General features: G+C 73.4%; 12 protein-coding genes and 1 pseudogene. 8 read left to right on the top strand and 5 right to left on the bottom strand.

Going from position 1 to position 17,468, the window contains the following annotated elements:
* The first annotated feature begins 36 nt into the window (after nt 1-36).
* Both ACZ5FU_RS15885 and ACZ5FU_RS15880 read left to right on the top strand, forming a co-directional pair.
* Entirely contained in the window at nt 37-2,307 is a 2,271-nt protein-coding gene (locus ACZ5FU_RS15885) for a mannosyltransferase YkcB-related protein (RefSeq protein ID WP_469045456.1), read from the top strand.
* A 213-nt stretch (nt 2,308-2,520) separates the two neighbouring features.
* A complete protein-coding gene (locus ACZ5FU_RS15880) occupies nt 2,521-3,324 on the top strand; it encodes an endonuclease I family protein (protein WP_451526595.1) in 804 nt (267 codons plus the stop codon).
* A gap of 70 nt (nt 3,325-3,394) precedes the next feature.
* Here ACZ5FU_RS15880 and ACZ5FU_RS15875 read toward each other — a convergent pair.
* Both ACZ5FU_RS15875 and speB read right to left on the bottom strand, forming a co-directional pair.
* Nucleotides 3,395-5,074, bottom strand: a pseudogene (locus tag ACZ5FU_RS15875) (thiamine pyrophosphate-binding protein); the annotation flags it as partial.
* A complete protein-coding gene (speB, locus tag ACZ5FU_RS15870) occupies nt 5,071-6,051 on the bottom strand; it encodes an agmatinase (protein WP_468644084.1) in 981 nt (326 codons plus the stop codon). The pseudogene ACZ5FU_RS15875 and the gene speB, both read right to left, overlap by 4 nt.
* 206 nt (nt 6,052-6,257) lie before the next feature.
* On the opposite strand from speB, the gene ACZ5FU_RS15865 reads away from it, so the two are divergent.
* Both ACZ5FU_RS15865 and ACZ5FU_RS15860 read left to right on the top strand, forming a co-directional pair.
* On the top strand, nt 6,258-7,790 hold the full coding sequence (locus tag ACZ5FU_RS15865; protein ID WP_469045455.1) for a PucR family transcriptional regulator: 1,533 nt from the start codon (nt 6,258-6,260) through the stop codon (nt 7,788-7,790).
* A gap of 90 nt (nt 7,791-7,880) precedes the next feature.
* Nucleotides 7,881-8,669 carry a phosphatase gene (locus ACZ5FU_RS15860; protein ID WP_451526591.1) on the top strand — a complete coding sequence of 263 codons (789 nt, stop codon included), beginning with the start codon at nt 7,881-7,883 and terminating at the stop codon, nt 8,667-8,669.
* 86 nt (nt 8,670-8,755) lie between these two features.
* Here the strand turns inward: ACZ5FU_RS15860 and ACZ5FU_RS15855 are convergent, their stop codons facing one another.
* From ACZ5FU_RS15855 to ACZ5FU_RS15845, 3 genes are all read right to left on the bottom strand, one after another.
* On the bottom strand, nt 8,756-9,628 hold the full coding sequence (locus ACZ5FU_RS15855) for an acyl-CoA thioesterase (RefSeq protein WP_451526590.1): 873 nt from the start codon (nt 9,626-9,628) through the stop codon (nt 8,756-8,758).
* A gap of 35 nt (nt 9,629-9,663) precedes the next feature.
* On the bottom strand, nt 9,664-10,821 hold the full coding sequence (locus tag ACZ5FU_RS15850; RefSeq protein ID WP_451526589.1) for an acyl-CoA dehydrogenase family protein: 1,158 nt from the start codon (nt 10,819-10,821) through the stop codon (nt 9,664-9,666).
* Nucleotides 10,822-10,994: 173 nt separating this feature from the next.
* A complete protein-coding gene (locus ACZ5FU_RS15845; protein WP_451526588.1) occupies nt 10,995-11,594 on the bottom strand; it encodes an SACE_7040 family transcriptional regulator in 600 nt (199 codons plus the stop codon).
* 98 nt (nt 11,595-11,692) lie between these two features.
* Between ACZ5FU_RS15845 and ACZ5FU_RS15840 the strand changes: the two genes are divergently transcribed.
* Genes ACZ5FU_RS15840 through ACZ5FU_RS15825 form a run of 4 tightly spaced genes read left to right on the top strand, consistent with a single transcriptional unit; the run spans nt 11,693 to nt 17,407 of the window.
* Nucleotides 11,693-13,309, top strand: coding sequence for a carboxyl transferase domain-containing protein (locus ACZ5FU_RS15840; protein ID WP_468644090.1), 1,617 nt, complete (start codon nt 11,693-11,695; stop codon nt 13,307-13,309).
* A gap of 14 nt (nt 13,310-13,323) precedes the next feature.
* Nucleotides 13,324-15,267 carry an ATP-binding protein gene (locus ACZ5FU_RS15835; protein WP_451776000.1) on the top strand — a complete coding sequence of 648 codons (1,944 nt, stop codon included), beginning with the start codon at nt 13,324-13,326 and terminating at the stop codon, nt 15,265-15,267.
* The gene (locus ACZ5FU_RS15830; protein ID WP_451526585.1) at nt 15,264-16,241 is read left to right on the top strand and encodes a hydroxymethylglutaryl-CoA lyase; all 978 of its coding nucleotides are present in this window, start codon (nt 15,264-15,266) and stop codon (nt 16,239-16,241) included. Before ACZ5FU_RS15835 ends, ACZ5FU_RS15830 begins: the two co-directional genes overlap by 4 nt.
* 5 nt (nt 16,242-16,246) lie before the next feature.
* Nucleotides 16,247-17,407, top strand: a complete 1,161-nt coding sequence (locus tag ACZ5FU_RS15825; RefSeq protein ID WP_468835343.1) for an acyl-CoA dehydrogenase family protein — start codon at nt 16,247-16,249, stop codon at nt 17,405-17,407.
* Nucleotides 17,408-17,468 lie beyond the last annotated feature (61 nt).

Below are 17,468 nucleotides of genomic sequence, written 5' to 3'. Positions count from 1 at the left end.
CAGCCCCCGCTCATCGGTCCCCGGCACGGTGGACCGGTGACATCAGCCACCGATCTCCCTCACCCGACCGTGTCTTCCGACCGGCCGCCGTCCGCGGCGGACCCGGCGGCGCCCCCTCCGGACAAGGCGCCGCGCTGGTCGCTCCCCGCGCTGCTCGCGATCCTGGTGCTGGCGGCGGTGCTGTACTCCTGGAACCTCTCCGGCTCCGGGCTCAACAGCTTCTACAGCGCCGCCGTGCTGAGCGGCACCGAGAGCTGGAAGGCCTGGTTCTTCGGCTCGCTGGACGCGGGGAACTTCCTCACCGTCGACAAGCCGCCGTTCGCCCTGATGGTGATGGGCCTGTCCTGCCGCGTGTTCGGCTTCGGGACCTGGCAGATGATGCTGCCGATGATCCTGACCGCCCTCGGCACGATCTGGGTCCTGCACGCGAGCGTGAAGCGGGTCTGGGGGCACGGCGCGGCGGCGGTCGCCGCGCTGGTCCTCGCGCTGACCCCGATCACCGTGGCCATCAACCGGGACAACAACCCCGACACCCTGCTGGTGTTCCTGATGGCGGGCGGCGCGGCGCTGGCCCTGCGGGCGGCGCACGACGGCAGGCTGCTGCCGCTGCTCGGCTCGGCCGCCTGCTTCGGCCTCGCCTTCAACACCAAGATGCTCCAGGGCTACATCGCCCTGCCCGCCGTCTTCGCGGTCTACCTGTACGCGGCGAGGCCGAAGCTGGTGAAGCGGCTCGTCAACCTGGCCGCCGCCGCCGTGGTCCTCGCCGTCTCCAGCTTCTGGTGGGCGGCGGCCGTCTCCCTGGTCCCGGCCGACGAGCGGCCCTACATCGGCGGTTCCACCGACGGCACCGCCTGGAACCTGATCATGGGCTACAACGGCCTCGGCCGCGTCTTCGGCGGCGAGGGCAACGGCGGGGGCGGCGGGGGCGGGGGCGGCGGCTTCTCCGGGACCGCCGGCATCGGCCGGATGTTCAACGACGTCCTCGGCGGCCAGATCTCCTGGCTGATCCCCTTCGCGGCGATCGCCGCGGTCGGCGGTGTCGTCCTGTGCGGGCGCGCCCCGCGCACCGACCCCACCCGCGCCGCGCTGGTGATGTGGGGCGGCTGGACCGCCCTGCACTACCTGACCTTCGCCCTGGCCGAGGGCACCATGCACCCCTACTACACGACCGCGCTCGCCCCGGGCATCGCGGCGCTGTGCGGGGGCGGCGGCCTGATGCTGCTGCGCGCCTTCCGCGCCGACCGGAGGTGGGCGTGGGTGCTGCCGCTCGCTCTCGGGATCACGGCCGTGTGGGCGGTCGTGCTGCTGCGCCGGGCCTCCGGCTGGAACACCTGGCTGTGGCCCGTCATCGGGGTCGTGATGGCGCTCGCGGTCGTGGGGCTGTTCGTCTTCCGCTCGGGCCGACGCGCCGGCCTGCTGGCGGCCTCGGTGGCGGCGGCGGTCGTCGCGTCGGTGGCCGGTCCAGCCGCGTACGCCTGGTCGGTGCCGTCCGGCTCGGGCGGCGGGATGGGCGGCACGAACCCGACGGCCGGTCCCACCACCGGGAGCGGCGGCTTCGGCGGCGGCGCTCCCGGCGGCGGCCGGGGCGCCTTCCCGGGCGCCGGCGGCGAGCAGGGCGGACAGGCGGACGGGCAGGCCGGGGGCCAGGCCGACGGGCAGGCGGGCGGCGACGCCGGCGGCTTCCCCGGGGGCGGCGGGCCGCCGGGCGGCACGCCTCCCGGCGGCACCGCGGCCGACGGCGGTACGGCACCGGGCGGCACCGCCCCGGAAGGCGGCACCGGCACGGGCGACGGCCCCGGCGGCGGCGCCATGGCAGGTGGCGCGGGCGGCGGCATGGGAGGCGGCGCGAGCACCGAGCTGATCTCCTACCTGAAGAAGCATCAGGACGACGCGAAGTGGCTGCTGGCGGTGTCGAGTTCGCAGTCGGCCGCGCAGCTCATCCTCAGCAGCGGTGAGCCGGTGATCTCGATGTGGGGCTGGTCCGGCTCCGACAACGCGATGACGCTGGCCCGGCTGAAGGAGCTGGTGAGGAACGGCGAGCTGCACTACATCCAGCTCGGCGGCGGCATGGGGGGCGGCGGCATGGCAGGCGGCTCCACGGCCAACTCCGAGGTGACGGAGTGGGTGCAGGAGAACGGGACCGCGGTCGAGGAGAGCGACTACGGCTCGGCGTCGCAGACCGCTTCCGGCTCCGGCACCTCAGACTCCTCCGGCACCTCAGACTCCTCCGAAACCTCCGACACCGGCTCCTCGTCGCAGAGCGGCCAGTCGACCGTCTACCGGCTGGACCCCTCGGACGTGAACTGACGCACGCCAAAAGCGCATCCGCCGCACCACGGCGAGAAACGGCCCCTGACTTTCCGTCAGGGGCCTTTTCGCGCCATCGACTCGCGTGGACAAGGGGTAATTTGCCGGTCCCCGTCATCTGATCGACATGTCAGATTCATTGCCATGACCGCATGTGCATGTCACTCTCCCGATTGCCGCCTCCACTCAACACGCGTAGATCGGACTCCCCCCATGCTGACGACACGCATACGCCGATGGAAGCCGGTGGCGCTCGCCACCACCGCCGTCCTGGTCGGCCTCACCGTGCCCGCGCTCACCGCGACCCCCGCCGCGGCGACCACGACGGCGTACGACTCGACGTACTACAAGAACGCGGTCGGCAAGACGGGTACGAGCCTGAAGTCCTCGCTGCACACGATCATCAGCAGCCAGACGAAGATCTCGTACTCCGCGGTCTGGAACGCCCTGAAGGTCACCGACCAGGACCCGAACAACAGCAACAACGTGATCCTGCTGTACAGCGGCGTCTCGCGCAGCAAGTCCCTCAACGGCGGCGACGTCGGCGACTGGAACCGCGAGCACACGTGGGCCAAGTCCCACGGCGACTTCGGCGAGGTGACCGGTCCCGGTACCGACCTGCACCACCTGCGCGCCTGCGACGTCCAGGTCAACAGCACCCGCGGCAACCTGGACTTCGACAACGGCGGCAGCGCGGTCACCAACGGCGGCGGCAGCACCGTCGACTCCGACTCCTTCGCGCCGCGCGCCGCGGACCGGGGCGACGTGGCCCGCATGATCCTCTACATGGCGGTCCGCTACGACGGCGGCGACGGCTTCGCCGACCTGGAGCCCAACGAGAAGGTCGGCAACGGCAGCAACCCGTACATCGGCAAGCTCTCCGTCCTCAAGGCGTGGAACGAGCAGGACCCGCCGAGCGCCTTCGAGGAGAAGCGCAACCAGGCCATCTACGACACCTACCAGCACAACCGCAACCCGTTCATCGACCACCCGGAGTGGGTCGAGGCGATCTGGTAGGCGAACGGCTCCACACGGACACGGCCGGCCGCGAGGGATGACTCCCCGCGGCCGGCCGCCGCCGTCCGCCCAGGTGGGTCGGGGCGAACATCCGCAGTCGCGCCGGCAGGACCACCACCGAGGGGCCGGGGGACGCCAGCGCCCGCGCCAGGTCGGCCTCCAGTGCCTCGGGGGACGTCCGCACGCCCGGGACGCCGAAGGACTCGGCGAGGGCGACGTGGTCCGGGCCGGTCAGGTCCGTCGCCGTGGCTTCACCGAAGGCGTCGGTCATGTACTCGCGGAGGATGCCGTAGCCGCCGTCGTCGACGATCAGCCAGGTGACGTCCAGGTCGTGCTGGCGGGCGGTGGCGAGCTCGGCGATCGAGTAGAGGGCGCCGCCGTCGCCCGAGACGGCGAGGACCGGGCGGGTGGGGTCGGCGACCGCCGCGCCGAGGGCGGCCGGGAAGCCGTAGCCGAGGCCGCCGGCGCCCTGGGCGGAGTGCAGGTGGTTGGGTCCCATGGCGTCGAACGCGGACCAGGCCCAGTAGGCCAGGATCGTCATGTCCCAGAAGGACGGCGAGTCGGCGGGCAGGGCCCGGCGGACCGCCGCCAGCACCTGCTGTTCCAGGGTGAGGTCCTGGGCGTCGATCCGTTCGCGCACGCGGTCCAGCACCTCCCGCACGCGCTCCGGGGCGCCCTGGTCCTCGCGCCGTTCCACCGTTTCCAGGAGCGCCTGGAGGGCGAGGCGGGCGTCGGCGTGGATGCCGACGCCCGGGTGGTTGGACTCCAGCTTGCCGAGGTCGGCCTCGATCTGGATCACCCGGCCGCGGGGCCGGAACGTGTGGTAGTTGGAGGAGAGTTCGCCGAGGCCGGAGCCGACGACGAGGAGGACGTCGGCGTCCTCCAGGAAGTCGGTGGTGTGGCGGTCCTCCAGCCAGGACCGGAGCGACAGCGGGTGCGTCCAGGGGAAGGCTCCCTTGCCGCCGGGGGTGGTGACCACCGGCGCCCGAAGGCGCTCGGCGAGCTGCCTGAGCTTGCCGGAGGCGTCGGAGCGGACCACTCCCCCGCCCGCGATGATCGCCGGACGGGCGGCGTTCGACAGCAGGTGGGCGGCGAGCGCCGTGAGTTCGGGGCGCGGGGGCAGCTCGTCCGGGGTGGCGTCCATCGCCGTCACCACGGGCAGGACCGTCTCCGCGACGAGGACGTCCTGCGGGATCTCCACCCACACCGGCCCGGGCGGGACGGTCAGCGCCGACTTCCAGGCCTCCGCGATCACGGAGGGGATCTGGGACGCCGTGCGCGCCGTGTGCACGGACTTGACCACCCCCCGGAACGAGGCCGCCTGGTCGGGGAGTTCGTGCAGGTGGCCGTGGCGGCCGCCGCCCAGCCCGCGGGTGGGGACCTGGCTGCTGATCGCCAGCACGGGGGCGGACGCGGCCGCCGCCTCCTGGAGCGCGGGCAGGGAGGTGAGGGCGCCCGGGCCGGTGGACAGCAGCAGCGGGGCAGCCTCGCCGGTGATCCGGCCGTACGCGTCCGCCGCGAACCCGGCGTTGTTCTCCATCCGCAGGCCGACGTAGCGCAGGCCGGAGCGGCGCAGGGCGTCGAACACGCCGAGGGCGTGCTGGCCGGGCAGTCCGAAGACGGTGGTCGCGCCGAGACCGGCCAGCGTCTCCACGACCAGGTCTCCGCCGGTGCGGCCGGGGGGCGGGTCGAGTGCCGCCTCCGTCTGCGCGGCGGTCGGGCGGAGCACCAGGTCGTGGTCGTGGGTCACCGGCCGTCGTCCTCCTTGCGGGATGCCGCGATCTGGCGGGACATGATCGTGGTCAGTTCGTACGCCGTGTGGGACGCGGCCACCGACGTGATCTCCGCGTGATCGTACGCGGGCGCCACCTCGACGACGTCCGCCGAGACCAGGTTGCAGGAGGCCAGGCCGCGCAGGATCTCCAGCAGCTCGCGGGAGGTCATGCCGCCCGCCTCGGGGGTGCCGGTGCCGGGCGCGTGCGCCGGGTCGAGGCAGTCGATGTCGATGGAGATGTACAGCGGGCGGTCGCCGATGCGCTGCCGTAGCTGGTCGGCGACCTCGTCGGCGCCGCGCCGGTAGACGTCGGCCGAGGTGACGATGCCGAAGCCCATCTTCTCGTCGTCGGTGAGGTCCTGCTTGCCGTAGAGCGGGCCGCGGATGCCGACGTGGGAGAGCGCCTCGGTGTCGAGGACGCCCTCCTCGACGGCGCGGCGGAACGGCGTGCCGTGCGTGTACTCGGCGCCGAAGTAGGTGTCCCAGGTGTCGAGGTGGGCGTCGAAGTGGAGCAGGGCGACCGGGCCGTGCTTCTTCGCGACCGAGCGCAGCAGCGGCAGGGCGATGGTGTGGTCGCCGCCGAGGGTCATCAGGCGGGCGCCGGTGCCCAGCAGGTCGTCGGCGGCCGCCTCGATGGTCTCGACGGCCTCGTTGATGTGGAACGGGTTCACGGCGATGTCGCCGCCGTCGGCGACCTGCGCGAGCGCGAAGGGGGAGGCGTCCTGCGCCGGGTTGTACGGGCGCAGGAGCCGGGACGCCTCGCGGATCGCGTTGCCGCCGAAGCGGGCGCCCGGCCGGTAGGAGACGCCGGAGTCGAACGGTACGCCGACCACGGCCACGTCGGCGCGGCCGACCTCGTCGAGGCGGGGCAGCCGGGCGAAGGTCGCGGGACCGGCGTACCGCGGCACCCGCGAGGAGTCGACCGGTCCGCGGGGCGTCTCGCTGCTGCTCATCTGCTGCCTTCTTTCCTACGCGCCGTCGTGTATGTACTGATCCGTCCCACAGTGTCCGACTCTACTGGGAGCCGCGACGGTGCAGGACACGAGTTCGAGTGCCGGGTCGGGGAGCCGGTCGGGACGACCCTAGACGGCCGCGGAGCGGCGGCGAAGTGTACGTTTCCTCCATCCGGGCCGTACCCAGTGGAGGAAACGCACACGTCATGACCGATCCCGCGTCCCCTTTCCCCCCTCCTCCGCCGCCCCCGCCCCCCACGCCGGCCGTCCCCCTCGCCGCCCTGCTGGCCCGCGAGGACCTCGCCCTGCGCCAGATCGCCGGGCCCCGCGAACCGGACCTGGCCGTGCACGGGGCGCACACCTCGGAGATGGCCGACCCGTACCCGTACCTGCTGGGCGGCGAGCTGCTGCTGACGGCCGGGGCCCACGTCCCCGAGACGGCGGCGGGGCCGGACGCCCACTTCGACGGCTACGTCGCGAGGATCGTGGCGGCCGGCGGCGCGGCCCTCGGATTCGGCCTGGCGCCGGTGCACGACAGCGTGCCGCGCGCCCTGGTCGCCGCCTGCGAGGCCCAGGGCCTGCCCCTGCTGGAGGTCCCGCCGCGGACCACCTTCTCCGGTGTCGCCCGCGCGGTCTGGGAGCTCATGGCACAGGCCCGGCACGACGGGCTGCGCCGGGTCGCCGAGGCCCAGCGGAGCCTCGCCGCCGCCGCGTCCCGCCCGGATCCGGTGCCGTCGGTGCTGCGGCAGCTGGCCCGGTGGGTGGGCGGCCGGGCGGTGCTGTACGGCCCGGAGGGCACGGAGATCGCGGCGGCGGGACGGGAGCCGGACGGCGAGGCGGGTCCGGCGCTGGCACGGCTGGCGCGGGTCGTGCGCCCGGCCGGCCCGCCGTCGGCGCCGATGGGCACGGCCACCGCTCCGGCGGCCCCCGCGACCACCCCCTCCTCCGCCACCGACACCACCGGCGACACCCGGCTCGCCGCCTACGCCCTCGGGTCCGGCCGGGGCTTCGTGCTCGGGATCGCCGCTCCGCGCCGGGCGGACGGCGACCACACCGTCGCCTCCGTCGCCGCCGTCCTGCTCTCGCTGCTCACCGGCGAGCACCGCGGCGACCCGGAGGCGGCCCGCTCCTCGGCCCTCGTACGGCTGCTGCTCGGCGCCGCCCCGGAGTCCGTGGCCCCGCTGCTCGGCGCAGAGCGGTGGCAGGTCGTGCACGGGCGGCCCGAGGGGCGGGCGCCGGACGCGATGGCCGCCGCCGCGCTGGGCACCGCGCTCGGGTCCCCGCTGGTCGACCTCGGGGACGACGTCGTACGGGTCCTGGTGCCGGGCGGGCGCGAGCCGCTCGCGCAGCCGGGATGGATGCTGGGGGTCGGCTCCGCCGCGAACCCCGCCGACTGGCCGGCCGCCGACGTCCGGGCGGCCCGCGCCCTGGCCCGCGCCCGCGCCACCCGCACGTCCCTGGTCCGGCACGGCACGCGCTCCGCGCTCGCCGACCTGGTGCCGCCCGCCGAGGCCGAGGCGCACGCCCGCGCGCTGCTCGCCCCCCTCGACGAGACGCTCGCGGCCACCCTGCGCAGCTGGCTGTCGCTGCACGGCGGCTGGGACCGTACGGCGGTGGCGCTGGGCGTGCACCGCAACACCGTGCGGCAGCGGATCGCGCGCTGCGCGGCCCTGCTGGGGACGGACCTGGACGACCCGGACGTACGGATGGAGCTGTGGTTCGCCCTGCGGCGAGGATGAGTCCACCGGCGCGGGCCGGGGCGAGTGACCCGCGTCCCAGCGCCCGGGACACCACGGACTCCCCCCGGCCACTGCCCCACAATGGGAGCCATGCCGATACCCGGGACACCCAGCCGCGCCGAGCTCGTCGAACACCTCGTGAGGACCCGTATCGCGGGTGACGTCGCCACCCCGCGCGAGAACAACCTCTCCCACTACCGCCAGTTGGCCAACGGCGTCCGCAACTTCTGGCTCGGCCTGGAGCTCGGCGACCGCTGGACCGACGAGCAGGACGTGCTCGCGGTGATGGCGGAGCGGGTCGGCGTCAACGACGACCCCGGGTACCGCCACGGCCAGGACACCATCGACCCCCGGCTCACCGTCGACGGCTTGGAGCGGCTCGCCGGGCGGCTGCGCAAGGCGGCCGAGGACCGGCAGCGGGTGCTGTTCGCCACCGGCCACCCGGGCGGGCTGCTGGACGTGCACCGGGCCACGGCGGACGCGCTGCGCCGGGCCGGCTGCGAGATCGTCGTCATCCCCGACGGGCTCCGGACGGACGAGGGGTACGTCATGCAGTTCGCCGACGTGGCGGTGCTGGAGCACGGCGCCACCCTGTGGCACACCCACTCGGGCGAACCGATGAAGGCGATCCTCACCGCCCTGGAGCGCGCGGGCCGCCCGCTGCCGGACCTGGTCGTCGCCGACCACGGCTGGGCGGGCTACGCCGGACAGCACGGCGTGGACTCCGTCGGGTACGCCGACTGCAACGACCCGGCGCTGTTCCTCGCCGAGGCCGAGGGCACCGTCCAGGTGACGGTCCCCCTCGACGACCACGTCGTCAGCCCCCGCCACTACGACCCGATGACGGCGTACCTGCTGGCGGAGGCGGGGCTGGTCTAGGGCGTGTCGCTCCGGAAAGGCGGCGACGGGCACCGTGAAGGTGTTCTCGCCGCCGCCCCGTTCCTCCGTGCGGGCCGTGCCGCCCCTCAGTCCTCCCGGGGGACGCGCACCACGCCTTCCTGGATCACCGAGACGGCGAGCCGTCCGTCCTGCGTGTAGATGCGGGCCTGGCCCAGACCCCGGCCGCCGTGCGCCGACGGCGACTCCTGGTCGTAGAGCAGCCAGTCGTCGGCGCGGAACGGGCGGTGGAACCACATCGCGTGGTCCAGCGAGGCGCCGACCACGTCCCCGACCGCCCAGCCGCCGCGGCCGTGCGCGAGGAGGACGGAGTCCAGGAGGGTCATGTCGGAGACGTAGGTGGCGAGGACGACGTGCAGCAGCGGGTCGTCCGCGAGCTTGCCGTTGGTGCGGAACCAGACCTGGCTGTGCGGTTCGCGCGGCTCGCCGAACCTGCCGTACGGCGGCTCGTCGACGTACCGCAGGTCGATGGCCCGGCGCGCCTCGAGGAACCGCTCGACGACGTCCGCCGGGAGGTGGTCGTAGCCGCGCAGGCGTTCCTCGGAGGTCGGCAGGGTCGCCGGGTCCGGGGAGACGGGCATCGGGCGCTGGTGGTCGAGCCCCTCCTCGTACGTCTGGAAGGACGCCGACAGGGTGAAGATCGGCCGGCCGTGCTGGACGGCGACCGCGCGGCGGGTGGTGAAGGAGCGGCCGTCGCGGATGCGCTCGACGTTGTAGACGATGGGCGCGCCGGGGTCGCCCATCCGCAGGAAGTACGCGTGCAGGGAGTGGGCGTGCCGGTCGGCGGGGACCGTGCGCCCGGCGGCGACCAGCGCCTGGGCCGCGACCTGCCCGCCGAAGACGCGGGGGACGACGGCGGAGCGGGACCGGCCGCGGAAGATGTTCTCCTCGATCTGCTCGAGGTCGAGCAGATCGAGGAGATCCTGTAGTGCCTGGCTCATGAGGACCGTTGTACCGGGCGGTAGTTGCGGCCGGCTTACAGGCCCATGTCCTTGGCGATGATCGTCTTCATGATCTCGCTGGTGCCGCCGTAGATGCGGTTGACGCGGTTGTCCGCGTACAGGCGGGCGATCGGGTACTCGTTCATGTAGCCGTAGCCGCCGTGCAGCTGGAGGCAGCGGTCGATGACGCGGTGCGCGACCTCGGTGCAGAACAGCTTGGCGCTGGCGGCCTCGGCGGGGGTCAGCTCACCGGCGTCCAGGGCCTCCGTGGCGCGGTCGGCGACGGCCTCGGCCGCGTCCACCTCGGCCTGGCAGGCGGCCAGCTCGAACTTGGTGTTCTGGAAGTGGGCGACCGGCTTGCCGAAGACGGTGCGCTCCTGCACGTACTGCTTGGCGAACCGGACGGCCGCCTTGGCCTGGGCGTAGGCGCCGAAGGCGATGCCCCAGCGCTCGGAGGCCAGGTTGTGGCCGAGGTAGAAGAAGCCCTTGTTCTCCTCGCCGAGGAGGTCCTCGACGGGCACCTTGACGTCGACGAAGGCCAGCTCGGCCGTGTCGGAGGTCTTCAGGCCGAGCTTGTCGAGCTTGCGGCCGACGGAGTAGCCCTCGGACTTGGTGTCGACGGCGAAGAGGGAGATGCCGTGACGGCGGTCCTCGGCGGTCGGGGCGGCGGTCCGGGCGCAGACGATCACCTTGTCGGCGTGGACGCCGCCGGTGATGAAGGTCTTGGCGCCGTTGAGGACGTAGTGCGTGCCGTCCTCGCTCAGCTTGGCGGTGGACTTCATGCCCGCGAGGTCGGAACCGGTGCCCGGCTCCGTCATCGCGATGGCCCACATCTCCTCGCCGGAGACGAACTTCGGCAGGTAGCGCTTCTTCTGCTCCTCGGTGGCGAGCATCTTGATGTACGGCAGGGCGAGCAGCACGTGCACGCCGGAACCGCCGAACTGGACACCGGCGCGGGCGGTCTCCTCGTACAGGACGGCCTCGAACTTGTGGCTGTCCAGGCCCGCGCCGCCGAACTCCTCGGGGACGTTGATCCCGAAGATGCCCAGCTCACCGAGCTTGTAGTAGAACTCCCGCGGGGCCTGGCCGGCGGCGAACCACTCGTCGTAGACGGGTACGACCTCGGCCTCGATGAAGGCGCGAAGGGTCTCCCGGAACGCCTCGTGATCCTCGTTGAACACCGTACGGCGCACGCCGCCACCTCCACGTACCTCGGCCTGTCTAAGCGCTTGCTCATATCACCGTACCGGCGAGTACGAGGTGCGTCCAGGGCGGGGACGGGGTAACGCTCGTCACGCGGGCCCGCCCGCCGGGACCGCCGCCCCTCCCCCGCCGCCGCCCTCCGCCGCCGGCCTCCGCGCCCGGGTCACTCCTCCCGCGCCGCCGACCCGAAGGCGCCCCGGGCCATGCGGTGCAGCAGGTCCGCCGTGGCGCCCCGGCCGGGGAGCACACCCGGCCTGCCCAGGTGCGGGGTGGAGTTGAGCAGTCCGAACACCGAGTGCACCGCGGACCGGGCCGCCGGCTCCGGCAGCGCCGGATAGACCTCGCGGACGACCTCCACCCACAGCTCGACGTACTGCCGCTGCAGCTGCCGCACCAGCTTGCGGTCGCTGTCGCGGAGGCGGTCCAGCTCCCGGTCGTGCAGGGTGATCAGGGGACGGTCGTCGAGCGCGAAGTCGATGTGCCCCTCGATGAGCGAGTCGAGGAGCGCCTCGGCCCCGGCCCCGTCGGCCTCCTGCACCCGGCGCCGCGCACCGGTCAGCAGCCGGCCGCTGATCCCGACCAGCAGTTCCGCGAGCATCGCGTCCTTGCCGGGGAAGTGCCGGTAGAGGCCGGGGCCGCTGATGCCGACCGCGGCCCCTATCTCGTCCACACCGACACCGTGGAACCCGCGTTCGGCGAACAGCCGCGCGGCCTCCTTGAGGATCTGCTCGCGGCGGGTGGGGGCGTCGGTTCTGGTGGCCATGGAAACAATTCTAGACAGGGAGGTTAGCGCTCGTTAACCTGGTGGAAATGGTTAACGCTCATTAACCAGTCGACCACTGGGTGAGGGGACCGCAAGGTATGGAGCAGGCACCGGAGCTGACCAGCGCGGCAGACCCCGCGTCGGAAGCCTGGCGGACCAACGAGAGGGCCCACCTCGCGCTCGTCGGGGAACTGCGCGGCAAGCTCGCCGCGGCCCGGCTCGGCGGCGGGGAGAAGGCGCGGGCCCGGCACACCGCGCGCGGGAAGCTGCTGCCGAGGGAGCGGGTGGACACCCTCCTCGACCCCGGCTCCCCGTTCCTGGAGCTGGCGCCCCTCGCCGCCGACGGGCTGTACGACGGGCAGGCCCCCGCGGCCGGCGTGATCGCCGGGATCGGCCGGGTCGCCGGCCGGGAGTGCGTGATCGTCGCCAACGACGCCACCGTCAAGGGCGGGACGTACTACCCGATGACGGTGAAGAAGCACCTGCGGGCCCAGGAGGTCGCCCTCGAGAACCGCCTGCCGTGCCTGTACCTGGTGGACTCCGGCGGCGCCTTCCTGCCGATGCAGGACGAGGTCTTCCCCGACCGTGAGCACTTCGGCCGGATCTTCTACAACCAGGCCCGCATGTCCGGGGCCGGCATCCCGCAGATCGCCGCCGTGCTCGGCTCGTGCACGGCCGGCGGGGCGTACGTCCCGGCGATGAGCGACGAGGCCGTCATCGTGCGCGGCCAGGGCACGATCTTCCTGGGCGGTCCGCCGCTGGTGAAGGCCGCCACCGGCGAGGTCGTCACCGCGGAGGAGCTGGGCGGCGGCGAGGTCCACGCGCGGGTGTCGGGCGTCACCGACCACCTCGCCGAGGACGACGCGCACGCCCTGCGCATCGTGCGGACCATCGTCTCCACCCTCCCGGCCCGCCGCCCGCTCCCCTGGGAGGTGCGGGCGGCCGTCGAGCCCAAGGTCGACCCCCACGGGCTGTACGGCGCGGTGCCGGTCGACTCCCGCACCCCCTACGACGTGCGGGAGATCATCGCCCGCCTCGTGGACGGCTCCCGTTTCGCCGAGTTCAAGTCCGAGTTCGGGCAGACCCTGGTCACCGGCTTCGCCCGCGTCCACGGGCACCCGGTCGGCATCGTCGCCAACAACGGCATCCTGTTCTCCGAGTCCGCCCAGAAGGGCGCCCACTTCATCGAGCTGTGCGACCAGCGCGGCATCCCGCTGCTGTTCCTCCAGAACATCTCCGGCTTCATGGTCGGCAAGGACTACGAGGCCGGCGGCATCGCCAAGCACGGCGCCAAGATGGTCACCGCGGTGGCCTGCACGCGCGTGCCCAAGCTGACGGTCGTGGTCGGCGGGTCGTACGGCGCGGGGAACTACTCGATGTGCGGCCGGGCCTACTCCCCCCGCTTCCTGTGGATGTGGCCGAACGCCAAGATCTCCGTGATGGGCGGCGAACAGGCCGCCTCCGTCCTCGCCACCGTCAAGCGCGACCAGCTGGAGGCGCACGGCCAGGACTGGCCCGCCGGGGAGGAAGAGGCGTTCAAGGACCCGATCCGGGAGCAGTACGAGCGTCAGGGCAACGCCTACTACGCGACCGCCCGGCTCTGGGACGACGGGGTCATCGACCCGCTGGAGACCCGCCAGGTGCTGGGTCTGGCCCTGACCGCCTGTGCCAACGCGCCGCTGGGCGACCCCCAGTTCGGCGTCTTCCGGATGTGAGGGGCTTCAAGACGATGTTCGACACAGTCCTCGTGGCCAACCGGGGCGAGATCGCCGTCCGGGTGATCCGCACCCTGCGTTCCCTGGGCGTGCGCTCGGTGGCCGTCTTCTCCGACGCCGACGCCGAGGCGCGGCACGTCCGGGAGGCCGACACGGCCGTCCGGATCGGTCCGGCGCCGGCCGCCGAGAGCTACCTGTCGGTGGAGCGGCTGCTGGAGGCCGCCGCCCGCACCGGCGCGCAGGCCGTCCACCCCGGCTACGGCTTCCTCGCGGAGAACGCCGGCTTCGCGCGCGCCTGCGCCGACGCCGGGCTCGTGTTCATCGGGCCGCCGGCCGAGGCGATCTCCCTCATGGGCGACAAGATCCGCGCCAAGGAGACCGTGCAGGCCGCGGGCGTCCCGGTGGTCCCCGGATCGAGCGGAAGCGGCCTGGGCGACGCCGAACTGGCCGCCGCCGCGCTGGAGATCGGCATGCCGGTGCTGCTCAAGCCGTCGGCCGGCGGCGGTGGCAAGGGCATGCGGCTGGTGCGGGAGGAGGGCGCCCTCCTGGACGAGATCGCCGCCGCCCGCCGTGAGGCCCGCGCCTCCTTCGGGGACGACACGCTGCTCGTCGAGCGCTGGATCGACCGGCCCCGGCACATCGAGATCCAGGTCCTGGCGGACGGCCACGGCCGGGTGATCCACCTGGGCGAGCGCGAGTGCTCCCTGCAGCGCCGGCACCAGAAGCTCGTCGAGGAGGCGCCCAGCGTGCTCCTCGACGAGACCACCCGCGCGGGGATGGGCGAGGCGGCGGTCCAGGCGGCGCTGTCGTGCGGCTACCGGGGCGCGGGCACGGTGGAGTTCATCGTCCCCGGCGGGGACCCGAAGGCGTACTACTTCATGGAGATGAACACCCGTCTCCAGGTGGAGCACCCCGTCACCGAACTGGTCACCGGGCTCGACCTGGTGGAGTGGCAGCTGCGGGTGGCGGCCGGGGAGCGGCTGCCGTACGCGCAGGACGACATCCGTCTGACGGGGCACGCCGTCGAGGCGCGGGTGTGCGCCGAGACGGTGTCCGTCCGGGAGGGCGCCCGCGGCTTCCTGCCGTCCGGCGGCACCGTGCTGCGGCTGCGCGAGCCGCAGGGCGAGGGCGTGCGCACCGACTCGGGTCTGAGCGAGGGCACCGAGGTCGGCAGCCTGTACGACCCGATGCTCTCCAAGGTGATCGCGTACGGTCCCGACCGGGCGACGGCGCTGCGCAGGCTCCGGGCCGCCCTCGCGGACACGGTCACGCTGGGCGTGCCGACGAACGCCGGGTTCCTGCGCCGGCTGCTCGCCCACCCGCAGGTCGTGGCGGGCGAACTGGACACCGGCCTGGTCGAACGGGTGATGGACGACCTGGTCCCCACCGAGGTGCCGGAGGAGGTCTACGAGGCCGCCGCGGCCGTCCGGCTGGAGGGACTGAAGCCGTCCGGTGCGGGGTGGACGGACCCCTTCTCGGTGCCGAGCGGGTGGCGCCTCGGCGGGGAGCACCGGCCGCCGGCGTTCCCGCTGCGGGTCACCGACCCCGTGGAGCACACGCCACGCGGCACGCACGCCGTCACCGACGAGAAGGTCGACGTCACCCTCGACGGCGTCCGGCACACCTTCCACCGGGCCGGTGACTGGCTGGGCCGCGACGGCGACGCCTGGCAGGTGCGCGACCACGACCCGGTGGCCGCCTCCCTGACCGGGGCGGCGCACGCGGGCGCCGACTCGCTGACCGCGCCCATGCCGGGCACGGTGACGGTGGTGAAGGTCGCCGTCGGCGACGAGGTGACGGCCGGGCAGAGCCTGCTGGTGGTGGAGGCGATGAAGATGGAGCACGTCATCTCCGCCCCGCACGCCGGCACGGTCGCCGAACTCGACGTCGCCGCGGGCACCACCGTCGCCATGGACCAGGTGCTGGCCGTGATCGCGCCGCACGGGGAGGAGGGATGAGCGTGCGGGGACTTCCCATGACCGTGCCCGCGCCGGGCCTGCCCGCGCGGGTCAGGATCCACGAGGTCGGCGCCCGCGACGGCCTGCAGAACGAGAAGGCCACCGTGCCGACGGCCGTGAAGGCCGAGTTCGTGCACCGGCTCGCCGACGCCGGGCTGACCACGATCGAGGCGACCAGCTTCGTCCACCCGGCGTGGGTGCCCCAGCTCTCCGACGCCGAGGAGCTGTTCCCGATGCTCGCCGGCCTGCCGGTGGAGCTGCCGGTGCTGGTGCCGAACGAACGCGGGCTGGACCGGGCGCTGGCGCTCGGGGCGCGGCGGGTCGCGGTGTTCGCCAGTGCCACCGAGTCCTTCGCCAAGGCCAACCTCAACCGCACGGTGGACGAGTCGCTGGCCATGTTCCACCCCGTGGTGGAGCGCGCCAAGGCCGACGGGGCGCACGTGCGCGGCTACCTCTCCATGTGCTTCGGGGACCCCTGGGAGGGCGCGGTCCCGGTCCCCCAGGTCGTCCGGGTGTGCCGGGCCCTGGCCGACATGGGCTGCGACGAGCTGAGCCTCGGCGACACCATCGGGGTCGCCACCCCCGGCCACGTCGAGGAACTGCTGACCGCGCTCGGCGAGGCGGGCGTCCCCGTGAGCACGCTGGGCGTGCACTTCCACGACACCTACGGCCAGGCCCTCGCCAACACCCTCGCCGCGCTCCGGCACGGCGTCACCACCGTCGACGCCTCGGCGGGCGGCCTGGGCGGCTGCCCGTTCGCGAAGTCCGCCACCGGCAACCTCGCCACCGAGGACCTCGTGTGGATGCTGACCGGCCTCGGCATCGACACCGGGGTCGACCTCGGCCGTCTCGTCGCCACCAGCGTCTGGATGGCCGGCCGGCTGGGCCGGCCCAGCCCGTCCCGCACCGTCCGCGCCCTGTCCCACGAGGACGCAGAGGGCCAAGAGGGCCGCGAGGCCCACAAGGAGCAGTGACCGCCATGGACCACCGTCTCTCCCCCGAGCTGGAAGAACTGCGGCGCACCGTCGAGCAGTTCGCGCACGACGTCGTCGCGCCGAAGATCGGCGACTTCTACGAGCGGCACGAGTTCCCGTACGAGATCGTCCGCGAGATGGGCCGCATGGGCCTGTTCGGGCTGCCCTTCCCCGAGGAGTACGGCGGCATGGGCGGCGACTACCTGGCGCTGGGCATCGTGCTGGAGGAACTGGCCCGCGTCGACTCGTCGGTGGCCATCACCCTGGAGGCGGGCGTCTCGCTCGGCGCGATGCCGATCCACCTCTTCGGCACCGAGGCGCAGAAGAGGGAGTGGCTGCCGCGGCTGTGCGCCGGCGAGATCCTGGGCGCGTTCGGCCTGACCGAGCCGGACGGCGGCAGCGACGCGGGCGCGACGCGCACCACGGCCCGTCTGGACCCCGACACCGGCGAATGGGTGATCAACGGCACGAAGTGCTTCATCACCAACTCGGGCACGGACGTCACCGGCCTGGTCACGGTCACCGCGGTGACGGGCCGCAAGCCGGACGGCAGACCGCTGATCTCGGCGATCGTCGTCCCCTCCGGCGCCACCGGCCTCACGGTCGCCGCGCCCTACTCCAAGGTCGGCTGGAACGCCTCGGACACCCGCGAGCTGTCCTTCGCGGACGTCCGCGTCCCGGCGGCCAACCTGCTGGGCGAGGAGGGCCGCGGCTACGCCCAGTTCCTGCGCATCCTGGACGAGGGCCGCGTCGCCATCGCGGCCCTGGCGACGGGCCTCGCCCAGGGCTGTGTCGACGAGTCGGTGAAGTACGCCAAGGAACGCCGCGCCTTCGGCCGTCCGATCGGCGCCAACCAGGCGATCCAGTTCAAGATCGCCGACATGGAGATGAAGGCCCACACGGCCCGCCTCGCCTGGCGCGACGCGGCGTCGCGTCTGGTGTCCGGGGAGCCCTTCAAGAAGGAGGCGGCCCTGGCGAAGCTGTACTCCTCGACCGTCGCCGTCGACAACGCCCGCGACGCCACCCAGGTCCACGGCGGCTACGGCTTCATGAACGAGTACCCGGTCGCCCGCATGTGGCGCGACTCCAAGATCCTGGAGATCGGCGAGGGCACGAGCGAGGTGCAGCGGATGCTGATCGCCCGCGAGCTGGGGCTGGTGGGCTGAGGCGGTGCCGGTTCCCGCGGACACCGGGACCGGCCCACCGCGCCACCCGGCGGGCGGCCAC

Source organism: Streptomyces sp. NPDC031554, from assembly GCF_055580685.1.
The sequence above is the reverse complement of the archived record's forward strand: the minus strand, read 5'-3'. Positions and strand labels throughout refer to the sequence as shown.